Consider the following 21325-nt stretch of genomic DNA (forward strand, 5'->3'; position numbering starts at 1 on the left):
GCGCGAGGGTGCCAGGGGCGGTGGCGGGTGCCGGGCAACGGCAGTCGCGGACAGCCCGGCGTACAGGTTTGCAGTGTCACCGCAGCCGGCGGACGGCCAGCCGTCGTGACCAGGCTGCCTCTGGCTGCGGAGCGTCGTGTGACTGGCTCCGGCCGCGGCCGCGGCTGCGGGCGCGGACAAGGTGGCAGGGTCCGGCCCGGGAGGGATGCCCAGAAGGTGTTGGCGGGCCGCCCGGACCTGTCCGGTCTGTGGTTCCGGCGCTCGGTTCACGTCCCTGGGGCGGCGGGTGCGGGCGGCGCGGCGGCGGCGGTGGCGGTGGCGGTGGTGGTGAGGGCGCGGATGGCGGTGTTCTGGGAGTAGGCGAGGAGGCTGATCGTGACGATGCCCATGGCGAGTGCGAAGAGTACGTGGCCGAGGGCGGAGGTGACGGCCAGGCCCAGGGCGTTCATGGCGAAGTGGCCCCCGATCCGCAGGGCGATGAGCGCGAGGGCGATCTTACGGGTGTCCTTGCCGCGCCACAGTGCCTTGGCGAGCTTGATGCGCTTGCGCATCACGGTCAGTGAGATGGTGATGTTCGCGGCCAGCAGGAGCAGCAGTACGGGCCACGCCGTGGGGAAGGCTTTGAGGACGTCGAAGGCGGCTGCGAGCAGGCCTTCGAAGGCGAAGAACCAGACCGGGAGCCGGTAGTCGGCGGGGGTCGGGCCGCTGGTGTCGGCTGTTTTGGCCGGTGCGGCCTTCCTGCGCAGGATGTTCATGGTGCCCCCGTGGTCGGTGTGTTGATCATCAGTGTGCCCGGGGAGGCGCACGCGGGGCAGGGCCGCCGGTCATGTATGCCGTGTGACAGGTGTCATGGGCGGGCCAGGCAGTGGCTGGTCGGGTGTGAGGGGGAGGGGCGGCTCGACGCGGTCCGGCAGGACGACCTGCCCGGCCTCCGCACCCCGGCCGCACTCACTTCCCCCGGAACTGGGGCGCCGCCGAAGGCCACGCCGACCGGATCAGGGTGCCCGAGCGCCAGAGGTCCGGCCGCGCCGGCTTCGCTCTCCTGCACGAACGGGCCCTGCCGGCTTGACCTGCCGCTCGGGGAGTCGCGGCGCACGTTCCGGCCCCTGTCCCGGACCGGCACGCCCGCGACGACTGCCCCCTGTAACTCCAGGCGCCGTTCGCCGGGCGCCCGCTCTGACGGCGTCGCACGATTGGCATCGTCGGACTGATCCGGCAGAGCGCTTCGCGGACCGTCATGCAGCGCTCGGATCCGTGCCGGAGCCGAGCACGTGCATCTGTACTGGGCCGGGCGCTTGGGCGGGTACGCGGGCACCGTGAGGTGTCCGGTGTGGCGGAGAGGGCAGGATTCGAACCTGCGTGGGCCCCGTGGGGGCCCGACCTTGAGGCGTGCTCGCTGGTCCCCGATCAACCGCTCCGGGCACCTCTCCTTGTTCCCGGCCCCGGGTGGTGTCCGGTGCCGTTCACGTGAACCAGAGTGGCAGGGCCGGCTGACCGGGCACTGACGTGTCTGTGATGCGCGGTGGTTCCTGGCCGAGCCGCACTGTTCGGGTGTGTTCCCGTGACCTGTGACCTTCTGTGACACGCGTCGGGTTCGGGCAGGCTGTGGCAGGCTTCGGGCTTTCGTGTGGGGCTGAGCCGGGAGGGTTTTGTTGGGTGCAGGGCACGGTGCAGGGCTTGTTGAATCACGGCCTGTCGCCCGGGTGGTAGGTGGACGCGCCGAGGTCGGGGAGTCTGGATGGGGCCGTGAGGAGGCCGTCATCCGGCTGGACTCTTCGATGTTCGGGCCCGAGGCTCTCTTCGGCCTGGACGGGTTCTCGCATCTTGAAGTGGTGTTCTTCTTCGACCAGGTCGACAGCCTGGACATCGACTGCGGTGCCCGTCCCGTGCCGGGCAGCCAGGACGCAACCCTGGTAGGGATCTTCGCGCAGCGCAGCCGGCGCCGGCCCAACAGGCTCGGTGTCTCGCGCTGCCGGATCATGTCGGTGAACGGCCTGGACGTTCACGTCAGCGGGCTTGACGCGGTGGCCGGAACTCCGGTGCTCGACCTGAAGCCGTATGTGCGGGAGTTCGGCCCGCGCGGTGAGGTCCGGCAGCCGCAATGGGCATCCGCGCTGATGCGCGACTACTACTGACAGGCCGCCGCCACGGGCCGGGGAAACGCGAGCGCGCGCACCCGGCGGAGGCTGCTGCGACAGCCGCCTGCTGCCGGGTCATGCCGGGCCGTGCCGGGTCATGCCGGGCCCGTGCCGGGCCGTGCCGGGTCCTGCCGGGTCCTGCCGGGGCGGCCGGGTGCCGGCGCGTGTCGTTGCGGCTGCCGAGCGGATCTGCCGTGTCCGGCGGGCCCCGCAATCTGTTCACGGGCCGCGGGACTTTGCCTCGCGGCCCGCTTCACGGTGCGCCGTCCCGTGTACGGCGCTCCCGGTGCCGGCGGCGGTCCCGCCACCAGGCGAGCCGGTCCGCGGAATGCTGCGGGAAGACGGTGCGCAGTGCCGCCAGTGCTGCGGCGGCCACGACACAGGGCACGGACACCCACCACGGCGCGCTGAGGGCACCGGTGAGCAGGGAGGGCAACTCGGCGAAGGCGAGGTACACGACGGGCTCCTCGGTCCGGGGCGTCGGCTGTCTCCAGCGTGCTGCCGGCCGGCCGGTTGCGCAGGCGGGAACTGCTGGAAATCGCGGTTCCCGCAGGAGCGGTAACTTCGGCGGTTGCGCGGTACGCGGTTGCCTGCCGCCCGGGCAGGGGCAGTATCGGGGAACGGAGGGGATGAGGGGGGCTCTGAGCGGGATGAGCGAGTCAGGGCAGGGGCGGCCGGAGGCACAGCGGCTGGCCGTGCGGATGAAGGACCTGCTCGAGGCCACCGGGCGCAGCCAGAAGGACTGGGCCGAGGAGGCGCACTACGCGCCCGCCTCCGTCAGCCGCTACCTCAACGGAAAACGCTTCGTGCAGGAGGAAGTCCTCACCTCCTTGCTGGAGTTCGCTGAACGCTGCGGCGTGACGGTGCCCGAGACGGTACGCGCGGAGCTGTTCTCGCTGCGGGCTGCCTCGGACCTGAGAGCGGGCCAGATCACCATGCTGGCGGAGCAGCTGGGCGGTGTCTCGGTGGACTCGCTGGCCGAGCGGGTGCGGACACTGGAGGAACAGGTCGCACACCTGCAGCGCCGGACGCAGGAAGAGCTGACGCCGCAGCGGGAGCGGACGTGCGAAGGGACGTCGCCGAAGGATGCAGCCGCACCGCGGCCGATGCCTCCTGCGCCGCAGGGGCCGCCCCCGTCGCCTGCGCAAGCGCTTCTCGCACCGTCGCGCTCCGGCGTCGTGCGCCTTGCGTCCCCCAAGAGCGGTGACGTCCCGGCATGGCGGCCGGCGCTGTGGTCGCGGCTGCGGCGTCCCGGGCGCGCCCGGTTGGGTCTGCGGGTGCAGACGGACACGGCACTCACCACGTTCGGGACTTCGCTGGGCGAGCCGTTCGGCTACCGCTTCGGCGACGAAGCCTCGCAGGTGAGCCTGGTGCTGGTGACGGTCGAGAATCCAGGCCGCCGGAGCCTGACCGCCGAGGACTACATCTCGCCGCTGCAGTTGGTCTTCGCGGAGCGCCGGGTGCTCGCCGTGGAGCTGACAGGCCTGCGGCCCGCGACACGGGCCGCGGCGGCGGACTCCGATGACCTGGGCTTCGAGGAGAACACGGTGGTGCTGCCCCGGCTGCCGCTCCAGGCCCGTGAGCGGTTCAGAGTGCTCGTCGCCCTTAACGGCAGGGGGCAGGGCATGATGCACCGCGGCGTGCTGCGCGACGGGCGCATCCAGCGTCTGCGGTGATGGGGCAGGGCGCGGGACCGGCACATCCTCCTTCACCCGCAAAGTGTTGCCGGTTGCCGTGCCGTCGGCGTTCTGGCCGCAACCGTGCTGCCCGGGGCCGGCCAGGTCGCTCAAGCAGACCGGCACACCGGCGGCGACAGTGAATGGGTGACGGCGGCCCGTCCGGCTGCCCTGGCCAGACCCGTCCGGGCGCGTGGCGGCGCACGCTGTGATCGCCGGGCCGGCCGGCGCCGGCGTACCCCGGTGAGCTGCCGGTGAGCTGCCGGTGAGCCTGGGACGCGAGGGTGGGGTCATCGCCGGATCCGCCGCGGACCGGCCATCCCCCAGGGAGCGACGATGAACGTTCTGACCGGCAAGAGCGCACTGGTGACCGGCGCTTCGCGAGGGATCGGCCGGGCGGTCGCGCTGCGGCTGGCGGCCGAGGGCGCGCTGGTCGCCGTCCACTGCGGCGGCAACGACCGGGCGGCCGGGGAAGTCGTGGGGCGCATCGAGGAGGCGGGCGGCCGGGCGTTCGTGATCCGGGCCCGGTTCGGTCAGGACGGTGCGGTGGAGCGGCTGTTCGAGGAGCTGACCGCGGGGCTGGCGGGGGCCGGGCTGGACATCCTGGTCAACAACGCGGGCATCAGCTCGGGCAACCCGATCTCGCAGGTCACCCGGGAGGAGTTCGCCAGGCTGATGGAGATCAACGTCGCCGCCCCGTTCTTCGTGGTCCAGCGCGCGATGGCACTGCTGAACGACGGCGGACGCATCATCAACATGGGCTCCACGGCCAGCCGGTTCGCGGTCTCCACCCAGATCGGCTACACGATCAGCAAGGCGGCGCTGGAGGCGATGGCACCGTCGCTGGCCAACGAACTCGGCCGCCGCGGCATCACGGTGAACACGCTCGCGCCGGGCGCCGTGCGCACCGACATGACCGCGGGCCACACCTGCGTCCCCGAGGTGGTGGCCGGGTTGGAGTCGATCACCGCGCTGGGCCGGTTGGGCGAGCCGGAGGACATCGCGGACGTCGTCGCCTTCCTGGCCGGCCCGCAGGGCCGCTGGGTGACCGGTCAGACCCTCGACGTCTCGGGCGGGACCTTCCTCGGCCCGATCGCCCCGTGATCCTTCACGCCGATGAATAATCACCGGCATGCAGTTCGCAATCCTCGGCGAGATCCGGGCATGGCGCGGCGACGGCGGCGAGGTCCGGCTGGGCGGACCGGCCCGCCGGGCGCTGCTGGCCCTGCTGCTGGTGCGCCCCGGAGAGATCGTCCCGGCGGACCGGCTGGCTGACGAGATCGACCCCGCCGGGGCGCTGTCGCCGCATTCCCTGCACTCCCAGGTGTCCAGGCTCCGTAGCGCACTGGGCGCCGCAGCCGCGATCGAACGGGCCGGCGCCGGGTACCGGATCGCGGTCGATCCGGACGATGTGGACGCCTGCCGGTTCGAGCGCCTGGCCGGGCAGGGCCGTGCGGCGCTCGCCGGCAACGACGCCGGACGGGCGGCCGTGCTGCTGCGCGAGGCGCTGGAGCTGTGGCGGGGAGCGGCGCTGGCCGGCCTGCCCGAGAGCCGGACGGCCCGGGCCGCCGCCGTGCGGCTGGAAGAACGCCGGCTCGGGGCACTCGAAGACCGCATCGAAGCGGGGCTGCGGCTCGGCGAGCACCGGGCGGCCGTACCCGAGCTGCGCGAGCTGGTCGGCTGCCATCCGCTCAGGGAACGGCTGGCGGCGCTTTTGATGCGGGCGCTGTCCGCCGAGGGCGGGCAGGCCGAGGCGCTGGTGGTGTTCGAGCAGACCCGGCGGCACCTGGCCGACGAGCTGGGCGCCGACCCCTCGGCCGAACTGGCGGCGCTGCACCGGGAGCTGCTGAGCACCGATCCGGCGCCGTCGCCCGCCGCGCCGCCCGCCCAGCTGACCAGTTTCGTGGGGCGCGCCGATGAGGTGAGCGAGGTCGCCGAGGCGCTGCGGGCGGCGCGGCTGGTCACCCTCCTGGGGCCGGGCGGCGTCGGCAAGAGCCGGCTGTCCATCGAGGTCGCGGGCGCCGCAAACACCGCGGGCCAGGTGTGCTTCGTGGAGCTGGCACCGCTGAGCGACGGCGCCGCACTGCCGCATGCCCTGCTGGGCGCGCTCGGCCTGCGCGAGAACGGGCTCCAGATGGACGGCGGCGCGAAGGCACCGGCCGATCGTCTGACCGCGGCACTGTCCGGCCGGACGCTGCTGCTCGTCCTGGACAACTGCGAGCACCTCGCCGACGAGGTCGCCGCGCTGGCGGCACGGCTGCTGGCAGCCTGCCCGCGGCTGCGTGTGCTGGCCACGAGCCGGGAGCCGCTCGGCATCATCGGCGAGCACCTCTACCCCGTGCGGCCGCTCGACCAGGACGCGGCCGTAAGGCTGTTCACCGAGCGGGCCGGCGCCGTGCGGCGCGGCTTCACCGCCGACCCCGGGGCCGTGCGGCGGATCTGCGCGGCGCTCGACGACCTGCCGCTGGCCATCGAGCTCGCGGCGGCCCGGTCACGGACCCTGGACATCGACGACCTGGCGGGGCGGCTGGACGACCTCCTCGCCGTCGGCGCCCGCGGCAACCGCACGGCACACGAGCGGCACCGCACGCTGCGCTCGGTGGTCGCCTGGAGCTGGGAGCTGCTCTCCGAGCCCGAGCAGCGCGCCGCGCGGCGGTTCACGGTCTTCGCCGGGGGCGCAACGGCCCCATCCGCGCTCAAGGTGTGCGGCACCGACGGCGAGACGCTGGAGGCCCTGGCCGACAAGTCGCTGCTGGAGGTCGCGGGCGGCCGCTACCGGATGCTGGAGACGATCCGCGCCTACGGCGCCGAACGGCTCGACGCGGCGGGCGAACGCGAATGGATACGGCGCGCCCACGCCCAGCACCTGCTGGAACTCATGCGGACGGCCGACCCGCATCTGCGGCGCGCCGAGCAGCTCACATGGCTGCCCGTGGTCGCCGCCGAGCACGGTGACCTCCTGGCGGCACTGCGCTGGGCCGTGCGGGAGCCGGACGCAGGGACGGCCTTCGAGCTGCTCGCCGCGGCGTTCAACTACCTGTGGATCCGGGGTGCTTCCGCGTCGGTCGCGCCGCTGGCGGCCGCACTGCTCGCCTCGGTGGGCGAGACGGTCCCCGACGGGCTCGGCGAGCAGTACGCGACGTGCGTGCTGCTGGCCGGCGCGGCGCCGACGGCGGACCAGGCCGGGGGGCAGGCGTGGCAGCGCCACCGTGCGGCGGCCGGCCAGGCGCTGGCGGCCGCGTGGCCCGGCGACCGGCCGGGCCGCTACCCGGTCGTCCTGCTGCTGTGGATGATGCGCAGCGCAGGCGGACCGGACCCGCAGGGCGCGTTCGCGCTCGTCCTTGCCCAGCGCGAGTGTCCCGAGCCGTGGGCGCGGGCCGCCGCCCACTACGTGTCGGGGTTCGGGCACCTGGGCCGGGATCCCGCGGCGGCCGAGGACGCCTTCGGCCAGGCCCTGGAGGGATTCCGCTCGCTCGGCGACCGCTGGGGCACGGCGCTGGCCCTGGACGCGCTGGCCGGCGTGGCCGGCGCACGCGGTGACCGGACCCGGGCGCTCGCGCTGACCGACCGGGCCCTGGTGCTCACCGAACAGCTCGGCGCCCTGGAGGACAGCGCCGACCTGCTGGTCAACCGGGGCGATCACCTCGCCGGGGACGACACGGCAGGGGCCCGGACCGCCTACGCGAACGCCGCCGCGCTCGCCCGCCGCGCCGGCAGCTCCACCTACCTGGCGGCGGCGCTGCGCGGGCTCGGCGACATCGCCCTGGGGGAGGGCGACCCGGCACAGGCGGAACGGCTCTACAGCGAGGCGCTGGAGCGGATCGACCCGCACTGGATCAAGAGTCTGGGGCCCCGGGTGCGCACCCTCATCGGCCTCGGCCGCGTCGCCGCGGCCCGGGGCCGCCACACGCAGGCGCGCCGGCACTACCGGCAGGCCGCCGAGGCCGCCGGCACGGCCGGGGCACACGCCCCGCAGGTGCTGCGCATGCTGGGGCTGCCGGAGAAGACCGTGGAGTTGGCCCTCGAGACCATGGACATGGACATGGACATGGGCATGGCCGCGGACCGGTGAGCCGGGTCGTCCCTGTGCGGTGAGCGGGCCGGCGGTGAGTGCGCGGTGAGTGCGCGGTAAGCGCTCCCGCAGAAGGTCTGGGGCATGACGAACCTCAAGGCAGCGATCCGCGGCGCCTGCGTCGCCGGTCCCGCGCTCGCCCACTGGCTGCACCGGCACGGTTTCCAGACCACCGCCGTCGAGCGCGCCCCCGCACTCCGCGACGGCGGCCGCCGGGCGGCCGCCGGCCGTGACATGCGGCCGCGGAATCCGGGATCCCGCACTGCCTGCGGGCACCGGATGCCGCGACGGCCTCGCTCGCGGCGGATCCGGGCAGGGCCGCGCCGGCGGCCCCGTCCCGGACGGCGGCTCCCGAGGCGCACGGGGTGGCGGCCTGGCCAAACGCCGCGCACCGGCCGCATCACGGACGCCGCGCACCGGCCGCATCACGGACGGGGTGCGGCGGCCGTCATGTCCGGCTCACCGTGTGCATCCCCGGCCTGCCGGACGGCCGTCACGTGAGGGTGGTGTCGCCGAGGGCCTCCAGCACCTGGCGCAGGCCCTCGCCGGTCTTGTCGACCAGGCCGCGGTCCACGCCGGCGAGCAGCTGTGCGTAGTTCGCCAGATGGTCGGCGAAGGCGGCCCGGGTGACCTCGTGTCCGTGCTCGGTGAGGCGGATCTTGATGGTGCGCCGGTCGTCGCCGTCACGTACGCGCTCGACCAGGCCCTTGGCCTCCATCTTGTCGATGCGGTTGGTGATCGCACCGGAGGTCACCATGGACGCCTTGAGGAAGGCCCCGGCGGTGAGGGTGTAGGGCGGCCCGGAGCGCTGCAGCGTGGTGAGCACGTCGAACTCGCCGTGCTCCACGCCGTGTGCGGCGGCCGCGGCCCTGGCGGACTTGTCGACCACCCGGGCCAGCCGCTGGATCCGCCCGAAGAGCTGCACCGGCCAGAGATCCTCCACCACGTCGGGGCGCTCCTTGGCCCACTGGCCGATGATCGCGTCCACGGCATCGCCCATCACCGTCACTCCTCTCAACGGACATCTTCTCAACGTTAAGACACTTGACGTTGAAAGAGTCGGACTGCTTTTATCTCAACGTTGAGATTATCAAGACTGAACGACAGGAGCACCACCGATGCCCGAGCTCGCTCTGCACCCCGCCGCCCAGGACCTCCTCTTCCGCCGGGCCCGCACCGCCGCCACCTTCACCGCCGACCCGGTGACCGAGGACCAGGTCCAGGCGATCTACGGCCTGGTCAAATACGCCCCGACCGCCTACAACCAGTCGCCGCTGCGGGTGGTCCTGGTCCGCTCCGACGAGGCCCGCAAGCGGCTCGTGGACCTCATGGACGAGGGAAACCGGCGCAAGACAGCCGCCGCGCCGCTGACCGCGGTCCTCGCCGCCGACAACGAGTTCCATGAGGAACTGCCCGCGCTGCTCCCGCACTTCCCGCAGGCCAAGGACCTCTTCTTCGCCGACCGCCCGGTCCGCGAGGAGTCCGCGCTGCTCAACGCGACGCTCCAGGCGGCGTACTTCATCCTCGGCGTGCGGGCGGCAGGGCTGGCCGCGGGGCCGATGACCGGCTTCGACTTCCCGGGCGTGCAGAAGGAGTTCCTGGACGACGACCACACGCCTGTGATGGCCGTGAACATCGGCCGCCCCGGAGCGGACGCCTGGCACCCGCGCTCACCGCGGCTCGCCTACCACCAGGTCGTCACCACGGTCTGAACCGCCTGAGCCGCCTGAGCCGCCTGAGCCGCCTGAGCCGCCTGAACCGCCTGAACCGCCTGTGTGACTTGCCCGAGCCCTCCACGCCGACCCCTCACCTTCCGGAGCCCGCCATGTCTCTGCTCGCCCGCCCCCGCCCCGTCGCGCAGGCACCGGCCACCGCCACCGCCACCGCGCCCGCCACCGCGGCTTCGCGCCATGTCCCGTCCGCATGGCTGGCGTTACTGGCCGCCCCGGTCGCCGCGAGCGCCAACAGCCCGGTCCTGATCCTGCCCGACATGGCCGGCTCGCTCGGCATCCGTACGGCCACGGCGACCTGGCTCGTCACGGTCTTCGCCTGGGCCATGGCCGTCGGCACCCCGCTGATGGCGGGCCTGCTGCGCCGCCGCGGCCTGGGCGACACGCTCCGGCTGAGCGCGGCCCTGATCGTGGCCGGCACCGCGCTCCTGGCCGCGGCGCCCTGGCTGCCGCTGGCCATGGCAGGCCGGGCGGCCCAGGCGGCGGGCGGCGCGGGCCTGGTCACCGCGGCGATGAGCCTGGCGGGCTCGGTCCGCCGCATGGGGGTGATCACGGCGGGCTTCGGGACACTGGGCGCGCTCGGACCGCTGCTCGGCTCGGCGATCGCGGGCACGGCCTCCTGGCGGGCGTCCCTCGCCGTCGGGGCGCTCGCCCTCCTGGCCCTGCCGGCGGTCATGCGCCGCGCCGACCTGTCCGCACCCAGGCAGAGCACCCCCTTCGACGGCCGGGGCGCCGCCCTGCTGGTCCTGACGGCGACGGCCCTGGTACTCATCCCGCGCTACCCGCTCCCGGCAGTGGCCGCCTCGCTGATGACGACCGCACTCCTGGCCCTGCACATCCGGTCCCACCCCACGGGCTTCGTCCCCGCAACGCTCCTGCGCACCCGGGCCTTCGCCCTCTGCGCCCTGCTCGCCTGCACCTTCGCGACCTCGTATTTCACGCTGCTCTTCACCATCCCGCAGCTGCTGCGCGACCGTACCGGCTGGTCGACCTCCCAGATCGGCACCGGCCAGCTGGCCGCCCTCCTGGCGGGCTCCGTGCTCTCCATGACGCTGGCCGCGGCCTCGGCCCGGCTGGGCCGCCCGCGGGTCCTGACGATCCTGCTCACGGCCGGAGCACTGGCCCCGCTCACCGCCGTGCTGACCCCCTGGGCACCGCTGCTCCTGCTGGTCGCGACGCTGGCCGTCTTCACGACGAGCGCGGGCCAGGCCACGCTCGCGGTATACGCCACCCAGGCCGCGCCGACCGCTCAGCGCCCCACAGCGATCGGCCTGTTCAACCTCTGCTACCAGCTGGGCGGCGCCTTCGGCCCGGCGATCGCAGCCCTGATCACCCTGCGCGGCTGACACGCCTCGCCCCACCCCCACCCTCACCCTCACCCGTCCCTGTCCCTGTCCCTGTCCCTGTCCCACCCTCACCCTCAGGAGCACCCTCATGAACGAGGAAACACCCACCACGCCCGCGACCACGGCCCCGCTCGAGGCGGTGCTGACCCGCCATGCAGATGCCGAGACCTGTGCCGACCCCAGCAGCGTGATGACCCTGCTGGCCGACTCGGACGGCACCGCAGGCGGCTGCACGAGCTACCGGTCCACCTTCGCCAGGGGCGCGGCAGGGGCGCCCGCCCACTTCCACACCCGGGCATCGGAACTCTTCTTCGTCATCAGCGGAGCCCTGCAGGTCCTGGTGGGCGAGGAAGTCACCGTCCTCAGGGCAGGCGACTTCCTCGCCGTACCGCCCCACACCCCGCACGCCTTCGCGGCCGCCCCGGGCTGCGAAGCGGATGTCCTGTTCGTCTTCACCCCCGGTATGGGCAGGTTCGACTACCTGCGCCTGCTCGGCCGGGTGATGCGCGGCGAGGCAGACCCGAAGGAGATCGCCGAGTCCTCGGAACGCTTCGACAACCACTACGTCGACAGCCCGGTCTGGCGCGCCGCCCTGGAGCGTTCCGCATGATCGACTCCACGACCCGGATCCGGGTGGCCCGGCCCTCACGGGACCTCGCAGCCGCCGAGCGCTTCTACACAGACGGTCTCGGCCTGGACGTCCTGTGGCGCTCCACCGAGCGTGTCGCGGGTGAGCACGACCTCCTGATGGTCGGGCCGCCGGGCGCCGCCTGGCACATCGAACTCACGCATGACCCCGAACGGCCGATCGAGCCCACCCCGACAGTGGACGACCTGTTCGTCCTCTACCTCGGCGCCCCGGTCGACCAAGCCCTGGTCGACCGCCTGGAGGCCAATCGGGGCACCCGGGTCGCCGCGCACAACCCCTACTGGGACAGGCACGGCGTGACCGTCGCCGACCCCGACGGGTACCTGCTCGTCCTGTGCTCACGCAACTGGACCATCTGAACCCGCGGCCTCACGGCGGCACGGCGGCCGCGCCCGCCCGGACCAGGACGCCTGAGCGCAGCCGTCCGGTGCACGGCAGGCGGGCCGTCGCCGCCGAGCACGTGGGCAGCGCGGCCGGCCTCGCCGGCGAAGCGAGCGTGCGCGCCCGGCCGCTGCGGACCGTGGGCCGCGGGGACGCCCTCACTCTCGAAGGCCCGTTGCGGGACTGGTCCGAAGAACTGTGCCGACGGCCGACCCGCTGAGGCTGCTGCCTGCGCGGCTGCTTCGACGGCGGCTTCCTCTTGCGGGGTTCAGGAATCTGCACGCGAAGACCGGCTCACCGGCCCGTGCACCGAAACCGTCCCGCCCCGGGCCGGCCGCCGGGTTCGAGGAACCGCCGTCCGGTCACCCGCCAGGCCACGGGCACAGTCCCCGTGGCCGGTCAGGCATACAGCCGGCCCGCTCACCGCACGGCCGGGACGGAACCCCGCCGCACCGGACCGGGCGACGGGCTGATGCTTCGATACGGCGGAGAGGGCAGGATTCGAACCTGCGTGGGCCCCGTGGGGGCCCGACCTTGAGGCGTGCTCGCTGGTCCCCGATCAACCGCTCCGGGCACCTCTCCCTGCTCCCGGCCCCGGGTGGTCTCCGGTGCCGTTCACATGAACAAGAGTGGCAGGACCCCCTGACGGCGCACTGACGGGCTGCTGATGCGCCCGGCCGCCGCGGCCCGCACCCCGCGCCGTCACACCCTGGGCCGGCCGGCCCAACATCGCACTGTGCGGGACGGGTTCTGCGAAGACGCGTCGCTCGCCGGGCGCCGTCCTGGCCAGCGGCTGTTCGAAGCCCCCTGCTGACCTGCTGACCTGCTTACGGGCCTGTGGACTTACGGGCCTGCGGGCCTGCGGGGCACTCCGCTGGGGGCGGTGCACAGGCGGTGAGCCGGCCCCACCGTGTCAACGGGCGGCGTCCTCTGTGTGAGTGTCCGAGCTATCTGCATCTGTGCAGGGGCGGGGGCGGCCGGCAGTGCGGCGAACACGACGGGGGCGGCTCTCTGGTACCCGATCCGCACTTCCCCCCGGCGCTGCTGCCCCGCCGCGCCGTCAGGAGGCTCAGCCGGGCGTCGCCCTCGGCCTCGCCCACGGTGCCGGCGAGCAGTACGTCGCCGACACCGCCCGCGCACGGGCACCCGGCCTGTCCCGCACCGGTCACGGCACGGAAGATCCGTGATCGCCGGCCGAGAGAGGCATCCGGCCTGCTGCCGGCGCCGCCGGCCTGGGCCGGCGGGTCGTTCGGGCGCGGTGGGCGGGCGGGTGTCCTACTGGCCGTTGACGGGGCCGTTGCCCGCCACGTTCTGGTCGTGCGGGTGGAACTTGTGCTTCCCCTTGGTGGTGGTCTCGGTCGTGGTGGTCTTGGTGGTCGTGGTGCCGTGCCGCGACTTGGTGGTCTTGGTGGTCGTGGTGGTTTTGGTGGTCTTGGTGCCGCGACGGTTCTTGGTGGTGGTCTCGGTGGTCGTCGTGGTCTTGGTGGTGGAGGTGCCGTGGCCGTGGGGGCTGTGGAGCGCCGCTACGGGCGCGGTGTGCGGGGAGGCGGCGAAGGCGCTGGCCGGGATCATGGCGCCGCCCGCTGCCAGGCCGGTCGTGGCCACCAGCAGTGCCAGACGCCGCTTGCGGGAGATGCCGGGGGTGGGGACGGTGGCAGACATGTGAGGTGCTCCTTCGTGTAGGGGAGGGCCGGCCGGGGCCGGCGGGAGGAGCCGTCCTGTCCGGCGCCTCCGGTACATCCAGTAGGCCTGCCGGGTGCCTGTCCCGTCATGACACTCCATGTCGGGACTTGACGGATTTACGGGTTCCGGTTAGGGGCGTATGCCGAAAGCCCGCCGGTGCGGGGTGCGGGGCCGCAGGGCGCCGGTGGGCCGGCGGGAGCGCGGGCGCTGCCCCGGGGGACGGGTCCGCCGTCACCGGGCTCGGGTGGACCGTCGCCGAAGGGGTCCCGGGAAGAGGGCCTGGAGGGCTGCCGGCCGCGGCAGCCGTGCCCGTGGCTCTCGGCGGCGAGGCCGGCTTCGTCTCATGCCGTGCCCGTCGCCGCGCTCGTCCGTCCGTCGTCCGCCCTCGGCTCTGCGGCGTGGTCCGGGGCCGTTTCGGTTCTGGTGTAGAGGACCTCGCGACCCTGCTCGGCGGCGCGGATGAGCCCTTCGCTGACGAAGTCGAGGAAGCGGGCGGCATTCTCGAGGCGGGTGGCGGCCGGGGTGCCGGGGCCGAGGATGCCGGCGCCCTGCCGTGCGGTCTCGATGAACTGGTCGTTGGCCCGGGCGCTGCGGATCATCGACTGGTACCAGAGGTCGTCGTCGACGACATAGCGCTCGCGGCGGCGTTCGTCGCGTTCCCGGCGGACGAGGTCCAGGCCCTCGAGGTACGTGATCGCCTTGGAGACGGAAGCCGGGCTGACCTGGAGGCGCTGGGCGAGTTCGGAGGCGGTGAGGCGGCCGGTGTCGGTGGTGTAGAGGCAGCCCAGCACCCGGGCCATCATCTTGGGCAGACCCGAGGTCATGAAGACGGTGGTGAGGGTCTCCTGGTAGTCGCGCACGGCCTCGGCGTCGCGTCCGTAGGGCTGCTCGAGCGCCTGCGGCCCCCGGGGCGCGGCCTGCCCGCGCCGGTGGGTGCGCTGCTGGGTGGCGCGGTGGGCCAGGTCGGCGCGGTAGCCGGTGGGGCCGCCGTTGCGCATCACCTCACGCGTGATCGTGGAGGTCGGACGGTCCAGGCGGCGGGCGATCTCGGCGTAGGGGAGGCTGTCGGCCAGCCCCAGCGCGATCTGCTGGCGTTCCTGCTGGGTGAGCCTGCCTCCCGGCATCACGACCCCCTTCATGCCCCACGGGTGCCCCATGGCGCTGCTCGGCGTTTTCCTGCTGCCCCCACCATAGCGTTCATCGTCAAAGCATTGCAACGCTGACCTGCCGCATCGTTGCGTTACGCGAGAGAGCGTTGCAATGATTACTGCGCTCCCACCTGCGTAGATGCTTACTCAAGGCAAAGTTCTCGTTGTGCATAGCTGGAAAGCAACGTAGCGTTTCCGGTGTTGCGAAACAGTGAGCCGTCAGCGCAAGGGAGAGCACGATGCAGAAGTTCGACACCCCCGCCCCGATCACCGCCGTCCTGGACATCCCCGCCGGACGCATCCAGCTCATCGCCGCCGACCGCACCGACACCACCGTCGAGGTCCTGCCCGCCAACCCCTCCAGGAAGCGCGACGTCCAGAGCGCCGAGCAGACCACCGTCACCTACGGCGAGGGTGTCCTGCGCATCCGCACCTGCGAACCCGGCAACCAGCTCTTCGGCCCTTCCGGATCCCTGGAGGTCACCGTCAAACTGCCCGCCGGCTCCCGCGTCGAGGCCAGGACCGCCGGCTGCGAGCTGCGGACCGTCGGCCGCCTCGGCGACGTCGCCTTCGAAGGCGCATACCGGCAGATCAAGCTGGACGAAACCGCGGGCCTCCGCCTCGCCGCAGTCGACGGCGACATCGAGATCGGCCGGCTGGGCGGCCCCGCTGAGATCAGCACCGCACGGGGCGACATCCGGATCGCCGAGGCCGTGCGCGGCACGGTCCAGCTGCGCACCCAGTCCGGCGACATCACGCTCGCCGCCGCCGCGGGCGTCTCGGCCACCCTGGACGCCGGCACCGGCCACGGCCGCATCAGCAATGCCCTCAAGAACAACGGCACCGCCGATCTCGACATCCGGGCCACCACCCCCAACGGCGACATCACCGCCCACAGCCTGCACCCGTGATGCCGTGACCGGCCTGACGGCCAGGCCGGTCCCGGGGGCGGCACGGCATCACGGGCGGGCGGCAGCCGGGCCTGAGCGACCCCTGCCGCCCGGTGTGCCGGCGGGCATTGCCACGGTGCCGTCCGGCGGCGCGCACCCGCCGGCAGGCCCGGGCCCGGGCACCGGCTCTGGAGTTGAATGGGCCGATGGACATGCCTGCCGGGAAATCCGCATGCCCCTCAGCGAGGTCGTCGCGGTACTGCGGGATCTCAACGAGTTCGTTGTTTCCCTCGACCGGCTCGGATCCCGCCAGGCATCCGGAACCGCCGACGAGTACACCGTCGGCACATTCGTCGCCGACCGGGATGTCGCTCGGCGGTCGGCCCGCGCCCGGCGTGTCGTCGGCGTCGCGCTGGATGCGCAGCTGAGCGAAGAGGAGAACGCCGAGATCGACGCCCTGTGCGACCGGGGCCGCTTCTACGGCACGGACAGTGCCGTCAGCCCCTGCGCCGACCGGTCCGGCTGAGACGGCGAGCGCATCGGACCGGACCGGCCGAGGCGGAGATCGGTTCCGCACGGAGCCCGATGCCCGGCCGGCAAGATCACGATCTGCAACGGCATTGCACGGCCGGGGGCTTCGGGAAGAGCAGTCTCACAGGTCTCATGCTTCCGCGATCGGCCGTCGGCTCTCGCCGGCGGCCGACCTGCGTCCGGCGGTGTTCTTCGGCCGCCTGCCGTGGCCGCCCCGCCTGAAACACACCGAGCACAGTCATCGTGTCCGGGGGATGCCGACACGTTCACGGTGTCCGGGGGATGCCGACACGTTCACGCCCGCGTCGCCCGCGTCGCCCGCGTCGCCCGCGTCGGTCGACCGGGCGTCAGGGGCTCAGACCGCGATGGTCTCTCCGACCGGCACGATCGTCAGAGGTACCTCGGTGAGCATCTCCGGGCTCAGGAACCGGGCGACCGACTGCTGTCCGACCGGGCCGAGCATGACCTCATGGATCTGGACGAGGTTGTCGGGCGCGACCTCCCGGACGTAGTCGACTGCCTCGCCGAGCTTCGTCCAGGGCCCGCTCGTGGGCAGCAGCAGGGTGTCGACGGGGGCGTCGGGGACGTGGTAGGCGTCCCCGGGGTGGTAGAGGCGGCCGTCGACGAGGTAGCCGACGTTGGCCACACGCGGGATGTCGCGGTGGATGGCGGCGTGCAGGTCACCGAAGACCGAGACGTCGAAACCCGCGACGGTGACGGTGTCCCCGGCGGTGACGGCCGTGACCTGGCCGCGGCGGGCCTGCCAGCGCTCGACCACCGATGCCGGTCCGTAGACCCGCAGTTCGGGCCTGGCGTCCAGCGACTTCGCGATCAGGTCCTCGTCGAAGTGGTCGAAGTGCTCGTGGGTGATCAGCACGGCATCGGCGGTGGCCACCGCCTGCGCGGCGTCGGGGGTGAAGGTGCCGGGATCGATGACGATCCGCGCGTCCTCCTTGGCCAGGGTCACGCAGGCATGTGCGTGTTTCGTCAGCTGCATCAGAACTCTTCCCTTCCAAAGTGTGCAGTCTGAACTGTACAGCCTCTCCTGTATTTCTGGTAGTGTGGCCGCATGCCCACCCAGTCAGCAGAGCCCGTGCCCTCACCGGACGGTCTCGCGGCCGCTCTGAGAACCACGGTCGGCGCCCTCGTCCGCGCCGGGCGGAGCTCCGACCGCCTCGCCCCGATCCCGGCGGCGGTCCTGGACCTGCTCGACAGGCAGGGACCGATGACCACGGCCGACCTCGCGGCCGGCCGGGGAGTGCGCCACCAGACGATGGCCGCCACCGTCAAAGAACTCACCGGGGCCGGCCTCCTGACCGCCGGCCCCGACCCGGCCGACGCACGCAAGAAGACCCTCACCCTGACTCCGGAGGGGACGAGCGCGATCGAGGCCGACCGCCGCGACCGGGCCGGTCTGCTCGCCCGGGCCATCGCCGACAGCCTGGACGACGACGAACGGCACGTCCTGGCCCGTGCCCTGCCCGTGCTCGACCGCCTCGCGGCGGAAATCGCCCAGAGCGCGCCGAGGGCCGACCGCGGTCCCGTCACCGGAGCCTGGTGATGCCGGCGGGCGCCCGCACCCCGCCGGCCTCCCGGCCCGGGAAGATCATCGGGATCGGCCTGAACTACGCCGGCCACGCGGCCCAGGTCGCACGCACGGCACCCCGGCGACTCCAGATCTTCCTCAAGGCGCCCGGCGCTGTCATCGGCAGCGGTCAGGCCATCGTGCTGCCCGCCGAATCCGCACGGGTCGAGCACGAAGCGGAACTCGCCCTCGTGATCGGCCGGCCGGTGCGCCGGGTGACCGCCCGCGACGTGCTGGGCGCCATCGCGGGATACTGCTGCGCCAACGACGTGACCGCCCGGGACATCCAGCACGCCGACGGACTGCCGGACTACGCCAAGTCCTTCGACACCTTCTGCCCGCTGGGCCCGATCGTCCCCGCGCGCCGCGTCGATCCGCAGGACCTGCGGATCGCATGCCTGGTCAACGGCAGACTGCGCCAGGATGCCCGGACCTCGGACATGCTGATACCGATCGCCGACCTCATCGCCCACATCTCCGCGGCCATGACACTGCACCCCAAAGACGTCGTACTGACCGGCACTCCGGCAGGAACCGGGCCGCTGAGCGCAGGCGACCTGGTCACCGTGAAGATCGACGGCCTGGGCTCGCTCACCAACCCCGTCATCGCGCAGCCCCCCAAGTCCGGCGAGCCGGCAGGTACCTGACGGGCAGTGGTCCCGGCAACCGTGCCCGCCGAGCCGAGTGCCTGTGCCGCAGGTATCTCGGATGTACCCGGCAGGCTCGACATACTGCAACGGGACCGGGTATCACCCAGGAGACCGGCGTGAGCGGAACCGAGCCCGACGACAACGGCCGGGGGCTGCTCGACCAGCTCTTCGACAAGTGGTCGCTGCTGGTGCTGGACGCGTTGTGCGACCGTCCCCGGCGTTTCAGCGAGCTTCGCCGGCACCTGCCCACCGTCACCCCGAAATCCCTGACCGCATGCCTGCGGCGGCTGGAACGCAACGGCGTGGTCGAGCGCGTGGTCCTGTCCACGGATCCGGTGGCGATCGAGTACCGCATCTCCCGCCCGGGCCGCACACTGCAGACACCCCTGCAGGACCTGCTGGGATGGGTCACCGACCACCTCGCCACGGCCGAAGCCGCCCGGTCCCACTACGACGGGCACCATGCGCGCAGCTGACGCCCCGCACCTGTGATGCCCACGGGGTTGCGGCCGGTGCCGCCGCCCGAGCCGGTTCTGTCGGCCGTCAGTGGCAAAGCAGCCCCCGCCCCCTTGAGCCTGCTGCCACGTCAGCCACTGCCGCTGAACAATGGCCCCGGTCAGGCCACATGGACAGGGCCGGGCGGCAGCGAGGAGAGCGGCCGATGGACACAGCAGGGCACCCGCACCGCCGAGCTCTGCTCGCCGGCACCCTCGCGGGCTCCGCGTTCGTGCTTGCGGGATGCCGCTCGACGGGCACGGCCGCCGCCGCGGCCAGTGCCGCGGCCAGTGCCTCACCGCCGGCGCGGCCGGCCACGCCGGCCGCAGCCTTCGCAAGGCTGATGGAAGGCAACAAGCGCTGGCAGAGCGGAAAGCTGAACCACCCCGACCGGGACCCCGACCGGCGTCAGCTCGTGGCCCAGGAGCAGAAGCCCTTCGGGGCGATCCTCTCCTGCATCGATTCCCGGGTGCCGCCCGAACTCCTCTTCGACACCGGACTGGGTGACCTGTACGTGATGCGCACGGGCGGGCAGGCGATCGGCCCGGTGGTCACCGGTTCCGTCGAGTACGGTCCCATGACCAGTGGCACCCCGGTCATCGTCGTCCTCGGGCATCAGCGCTGCGGCGCGGTCAAGGCCGCATACGAGTCCATCCGTGACGGCAAACCGCTGCCCGGCAACCTGGAGGCGATCACCAAGGCTCTGCGGCCCGCCTACGAGCAGGCAGCGGGGGAGGGCGCCGCCGATCCGGTCGAGACCATGACCCGCGCCCAGATCACATGGACCGCGACCGCCCTGCGCTCCAACCGGGACCTGGCACCCCTCGTCGCAAAGGGCACCCTGGCCGTGGTCGGCGCCTACTACTCGCTCGACACCGGCGCGGTGGAAGTCCTGGCCGGCGCACCCTCCTGAACCGATCGGCCCCCGGGGCGCGGACCCGGGCGTGCAGGCGGCCGTCACCGGACACGGCGGCGGCCCGGGCGGCGGCGAACCGCGCGGAACTGCCTCGCGTACCGCGGCGGCCGGGAGGACCGGCTCGCCGCCCCCGGTCACGGCGGCCGGCCGCGCACGACGAGCAGGGGATCGCCGCGCTGCGCAGGGCCCGGGCGGCGGGCGAGCCGGAAGGGCCGGTCGTCGTCCCTTGTCCGGTTCTCCGCCCGGCACTTGGCCGGGCGCTCACCTCACCGGCGTGCAGGTGAGCGGCAGCGGCGTCCGCTCCGCCCGTCGGGCGCCGCTGCCGCTGCCGCTGCCGCTGCCGCTGCCGCGGTCCGGGTCGAGGCCGCCTGTCCCGATGACGGACCCGCGTGGCCGGAGCCCCAACATGTGCACCCGGGTCAAGTGTTCATATCTTGAATCACCAAGGCCGGGTCCTCTTTGCTGACGTGCAGACGGGGTTCGCCGGCCCGGCCGCCGTGAACACATCCAAACCGATGAGGACGAACCGATGTACACAATGGAGCAGGCAGCGCAACTGGCGGCGGCGTTTCTCCGGCAGGAAACCGCAGGCTGGGACAGTGAGGTTGCCCTCTTCGAGGGTGACGAGGCGAGAGCGGAGAAGGGTGAGTTCTTCTACTTCGCCTTTCAGTCCGCGAAATTCATCGCCACCGACGATGACAGGTATTTCCTCTACGGCCCCTGCCAGATTTCGGTGCATGGTGTGACCGGCGCCTGCCGAATCCTCAGTGTGCAGGAGTCGTTCGCGGTGGACCCGTTCAATCACCGGAAGTGAACAGCGACCTGACGGGAATCCCGATGCGGCACCGGCCCCCGGGGAGGCCGCCACCGCGCTCGGCTGCCCGGCCGGGGTGCAGCGCACCGCCCTCACCCCAAGGACCGCTCATCCGGCCAGGCGCCCCGCAGGCCTGACCCCGGGACCGGCGAGCGCGCGCACCCGGCCGGCGTGACCGCCTCGGCCCCTCGGTGTGCGGGCCGCAGACGTTGCCTCCGGCTCCTGCCCAGCCGGCGACGGCGGTCCGTGCAGGCCGGCTTCCCGGGCAGGGCGCGGGGCGGCACCCGGTCCCTTCAGCCGCTGGTCATGGCCGCGCCCAGAGCCAGCGCGAACAGCACCGGAAGGAGTACGCATCCCAGCCCGGCGCCGGCGGTCAGCATGCGCGGCGTTTGCAGCGAGCGGCGGTGCGGCAGGGCCCAGGAGAGGGCGAGCAGGCCGGCCGACCAGTAGAACACTCCTCCCAGGGCGCCGAGGCCGTCCTGGGACCGGAACCAGTTGTACTCGAACACGAGGAACGGCAGGCCGAGCAGGGAGGCCACGAGAGGCGCCTTCCACCATGTCGGGTGGGCAAGGCACGTTCGCACGTCGTTCGGTTGCACGCCGTCGGGAAGCATGCGGCCA

At 72.9% G+C, this 21325-nt stretch carries 23 protein-coding genes and 2 pseudogenes; 16 read left to right on the plus strand and 9 right to left on the minus strand.

Annotation, left to right across the window (positions count from 1 at the left end):
* Positions 1 to 266: 266 nt before the first annotated feature.
* On the minus strand, positions 267 to 755 hold the full coding sequence (locus tag ACZ7P3_RS39630; RefSeq protein WP_472089338.1) for a hypothetical protein: 489 nt from the start codon (positions 753 to 755) through the stop codon (positions 267 to 269).
* Between the two features lie 576 nt (positions 756 to 1331).
* Positions 1332 to 1430: pseudogene (locus ACZ7P3_RS39635) on the minus strand.
* Between the two features lie 273 nt (positions 1431 to 1703).
* Here ACZ7P3_RS39635 and ACZ7P3_RS39640 point away from each other — a divergent pair.
* Entirely contained in the window at positions 1704 to 2135 is a 432-nt protein-coding gene (locus ACZ7P3_RS39640; RefSeq protein WP_472089341.1) for a TrmO family methyltransferase domain-containing protein, read from the plus strand.
* 256 nt (positions 2136 to 2391) lie between these two features.
* On the opposite strand, the gene ACZ7P3_RS39645 is transcribed toward ACZ7P3_RS39640, so the two are convergent.
* A complete protein-coding gene (locus ACZ7P3_RS39645; RefSeq protein WP_472089343.1) occupies positions 2392 to 2595 on the minus strand; it encodes a hypothetical protein in 204 nt (67 codons plus the stop codon).
* Positions 2596 to 2788: 193 nt separating this feature from the next.
* Between ACZ7P3_RS39645 and ACZ7P3_RS39650 the strand changes: the two genes are divergently transcribed.
* The 3 genes from ACZ7P3_RS39650 (at position 2789) to ACZ7P3_RS39660 (ending at position 7886) form a co-directional block, all read left to right on the plus strand.
* Entirely contained in the window at positions 2789 to 3814 is a 1026-nt protein-coding gene (locus ACZ7P3_RS39650; RefSeq protein WP_472089344.1) for a helix-turn-helix domain-containing protein, read from the plus strand.
* A gap of 336 nt (positions 3815 to 4150) precedes the next feature.
* Complete coding sequence (locus ACZ7P3_RS39655; RefSeq protein WP_472089346.1) at positions 4151 to 4918, plus strand: SDR family oxidoreductase; 768 nt, start codon at positions 4151 to 4153, stop codon at positions 4916 to 4918.
* Between the two features lie 28 nt (positions 4919 to 4946).
* Positions 4947 to 7886: an ATP-binding protein gene (locus ACZ7P3_RS39660; protein ID WP_472089348.1), complete on the plus strand. Its 2940-nt coding sequence runs from the start codon at positions 4947 to 4949 to the stop codon at positions 7884 to 7886.
* 493 nt (positions 7887 to 8379) lie between these two features.
* On the opposite strand, the gene ACZ7P3_RS39665 is transcribed toward ACZ7P3_RS39660, so the two are convergent.
* The gene (locus ACZ7P3_RS39665; RefSeq protein ID WP_472089350.1) at positions 8380 to 8886 is read right to left on the minus strand and encodes a MarR family winged helix-turn-helix transcriptional regulator; all 507 of its coding nucleotides are present in this window, start codon (positions 8884 to 8886) and stop codon (positions 8380 to 8382) included.
* 118 nt (positions 8887 to 9004) lie between these two features.
* Between ACZ7P3_RS39665 and ACZ7P3_RS39670 the strand changes: the two genes are divergently transcribed.
* The 5 genes from ACZ7P3_RS39670 to ACZ7P3_RS39690 all read left to right on the plus strand — a co-directional run bounded on the left by ACZ7P3_RS39670 (position 9005) and on the right by ACZ7P3_RS39690 (position 12212).
* Complete coding sequence (locus ACZ7P3_RS39670) at positions 9005 to 9598, plus strand: malonic semialdehyde reductase (protein ID WP_472089352.1); 594 nt, start codon at positions 9005 to 9007, stop codon at positions 9596 to 9598.
* A gap of 113 nt (positions 9599 to 9711) precedes the next feature.
* Complete coding sequence (locus ACZ7P3_RS39675; protein ID WP_472089354.1) at positions 9712 to 10962, plus strand: MFS transporter; 1251 nt, start codon at positions 9712 to 9714, stop codon at positions 10960 to 10962.
* An 88-nt stretch (positions 10963 to 11050) separates the two neighbouring features.
* Entirely contained in the window at positions 11051 to 11572 is a 522-nt protein-coding gene (locus ACZ7P3_RS39680) for a cupin domain-containing protein (protein WP_472089356.1), read from the plus strand.
* The gene (locus tag ACZ7P3_RS39685; protein WP_472089358.1) at positions 11569 to 11970 is read left to right on the plus strand and encodes a VOC family protein; all 402 of its coding nucleotides are present in this window, start codon (positions 11569 to 11571) and stop codon (positions 11968 to 11970) included. Before ACZ7P3_RS39680 ends, ACZ7P3_RS39685 begins: the two co-directional genes overlap by 4 nt.
* Entirely contained in the window at positions 11946 to 12212 is a 267-nt protein-coding gene (locus tag ACZ7P3_RS39690) for a hypothetical protein (RefSeq protein WP_472089359.1), read from the plus strand. The genes ACZ7P3_RS39685 and ACZ7P3_RS39690 overlap by 25 nt, the downstream gene beginning before the upstream one ends.
* Before the next feature lie 266 nt (positions 12213 to 12478).
* Here ACZ7P3_RS39690 and ACZ7P3_RS39695 read toward each other — a convergent pair.
* The 3 genes and pseudogenes from ACZ7P3_RS39695 to ACZ7P3_RS39705 form a co-directional block, all read right to left on the minus strand.
* Positions 12479 to 12574, minus strand: a pseudogene (locus tag ACZ7P3_RS39695).
* Between the two features lie 693 nt (positions 12575 to 13267).
* Positions 13268 to 13654, minus strand: a complete 387-nt coding sequence (locus ACZ7P3_RS39700; RefSeq protein ID WP_472089361.1) for a hypothetical protein — start codon at positions 13652 to 13654, stop codon at positions 13268 to 13270.
* Between the two features lie 362 nt (positions 13655 to 14016).
* Positions 14017 to 14799: a GbsR/MarR family transcriptional regulator gene (locus ACZ7P3_RS39705; RefSeq protein WP_472089362.1), complete on the minus strand. Its 783-nt coding sequence runs from the start codon at positions 14797 to 14799 to the stop codon at positions 14017 to 14019.
* A gap of 263 nt (positions 14800 to 15062) precedes the next feature.
* Here ACZ7P3_RS39705 and ACZ7P3_RS39710 point away from each other — a divergent pair, with 263 nt between their 5' ends.
* Both ACZ7P3_RS39710 and ACZ7P3_RS39715 read left to right on the plus strand, forming a co-directional pair.
* Positions 15063 to 15734, plus strand: coding sequence for a DUF4097 family beta strand repeat-containing protein (locus ACZ7P3_RS39710; RefSeq protein WP_472089363.1), 672 nt, complete (start codon positions 15063 to 15065; stop codon positions 15732 to 15734).
* A gap of 211 nt (positions 15735 to 15945) precedes the next feature.
* Positions 15946 to 16239: a hypothetical protein gene (locus ACZ7P3_RS39715; RefSeq protein WP_472089364.1), complete on the plus strand. Its 294-nt coding sequence runs from the start codon at positions 15946 to 15948 to the stop codon at positions 16237 to 16239.
* A 360-nt stretch (positions 16240 to 16599) separates the two neighbouring features.
* Here the strand turns inward: ACZ7P3_RS39715 and ACZ7P3_RS39720 are convergent, their stop codons facing one another.
* On the minus strand, positions 16600 to 17241 hold the full coding sequence (locus tag ACZ7P3_RS39720) for an MBL fold metallo-hydrolase (RefSeq protein WP_472089366.1): 642 nt from the start codon (positions 17239 to 17241) through the stop codon (positions 16600 to 16602).
* Positions 17242 to 17313: 72 nt separating this feature from the next.
* Between ACZ7P3_RS39720 and ACZ7P3_RS39725 the strand changes: the two genes are divergently transcribed.
* The 5 genes from ACZ7P3_RS39725 to ACZ7P3_RS39745 all read left to right on the plus strand — a co-directional run bounded on the left by ACZ7P3_RS39725 (position 17314) and on the right by ACZ7P3_RS39745 (position 20704).
* Positions 17314 to 17805, plus strand: a complete 492-nt coding sequence (locus ACZ7P3_RS39725) for a MarR family winged helix-turn-helix transcriptional regulator (protein ID WP_472089367.1) — start codon at positions 17314 to 17316, stop codon at positions 17803 to 17805.
* A complete protein-coding gene (locus ACZ7P3_RS39730; RefSeq protein ID WP_472089369.1) occupies positions 17805 to 18476 on the plus strand; it encodes a fumarylacetoacetate hydrolase family protein in 672 nt (223 codons plus the stop codon). The genes ACZ7P3_RS39725 and ACZ7P3_RS39730 overlap by 1 nt, the downstream gene beginning before the upstream one ends.
* Positions 18477 to 18595: 119 nt before the next feature.
* Complete coding sequence (locus ACZ7P3_RS39735; protein ID WP_472089370.1) at positions 18596 to 18955, plus strand: winged helix-turn-helix transcriptional regulator; 360 nt, start codon at positions 18596 to 18598, stop codon at positions 18953 to 18955.
* Positions 18956 to 19140: 185 nt separating this feature from the next.
* On the plus strand, positions 19141 to 19887 hold the full coding sequence (locus ACZ7P3_RS39740) for a carbonic anhydrase (protein WP_472089371.1): 747 nt from the start codon (positions 19141 to 19143) through the stop codon (positions 19885 to 19887).
* A gap of 532 nt (positions 19888 to 20419) precedes the next feature.
* Positions 20420 to 20704: a hypothetical protein gene (locus tag ACZ7P3_RS39745; RefSeq protein ID WP_472089372.1), complete on the plus strand. Its 285-nt coding sequence runs from the start codon at positions 20420 to 20422 to the stop codon at positions 20702 to 20704.
* 293 nt (positions 20705 to 20997) lie between these two features.
* On the opposite strand, the gene ACZ7P3_RS39750 is transcribed toward ACZ7P3_RS39745, so the two are convergent.
* Positions 20998 to 21243 carry a hypothetical protein gene (locus ACZ7P3_RS39750; RefSeq protein WP_472089373.1) on the minus strand — a complete coding sequence of 82 codons (246 nt, stop codon included), beginning with the start codon at positions 21241 to 21243 and terminating at the stop codon, positions 20998 to 21000.
* Positions 21244 to 21325 lie beyond the last annotated feature (82 nt).

The sequence above is a fragment of the Streptomyces sp. NPDC107581 genome, from assembly GCF_055657175.1.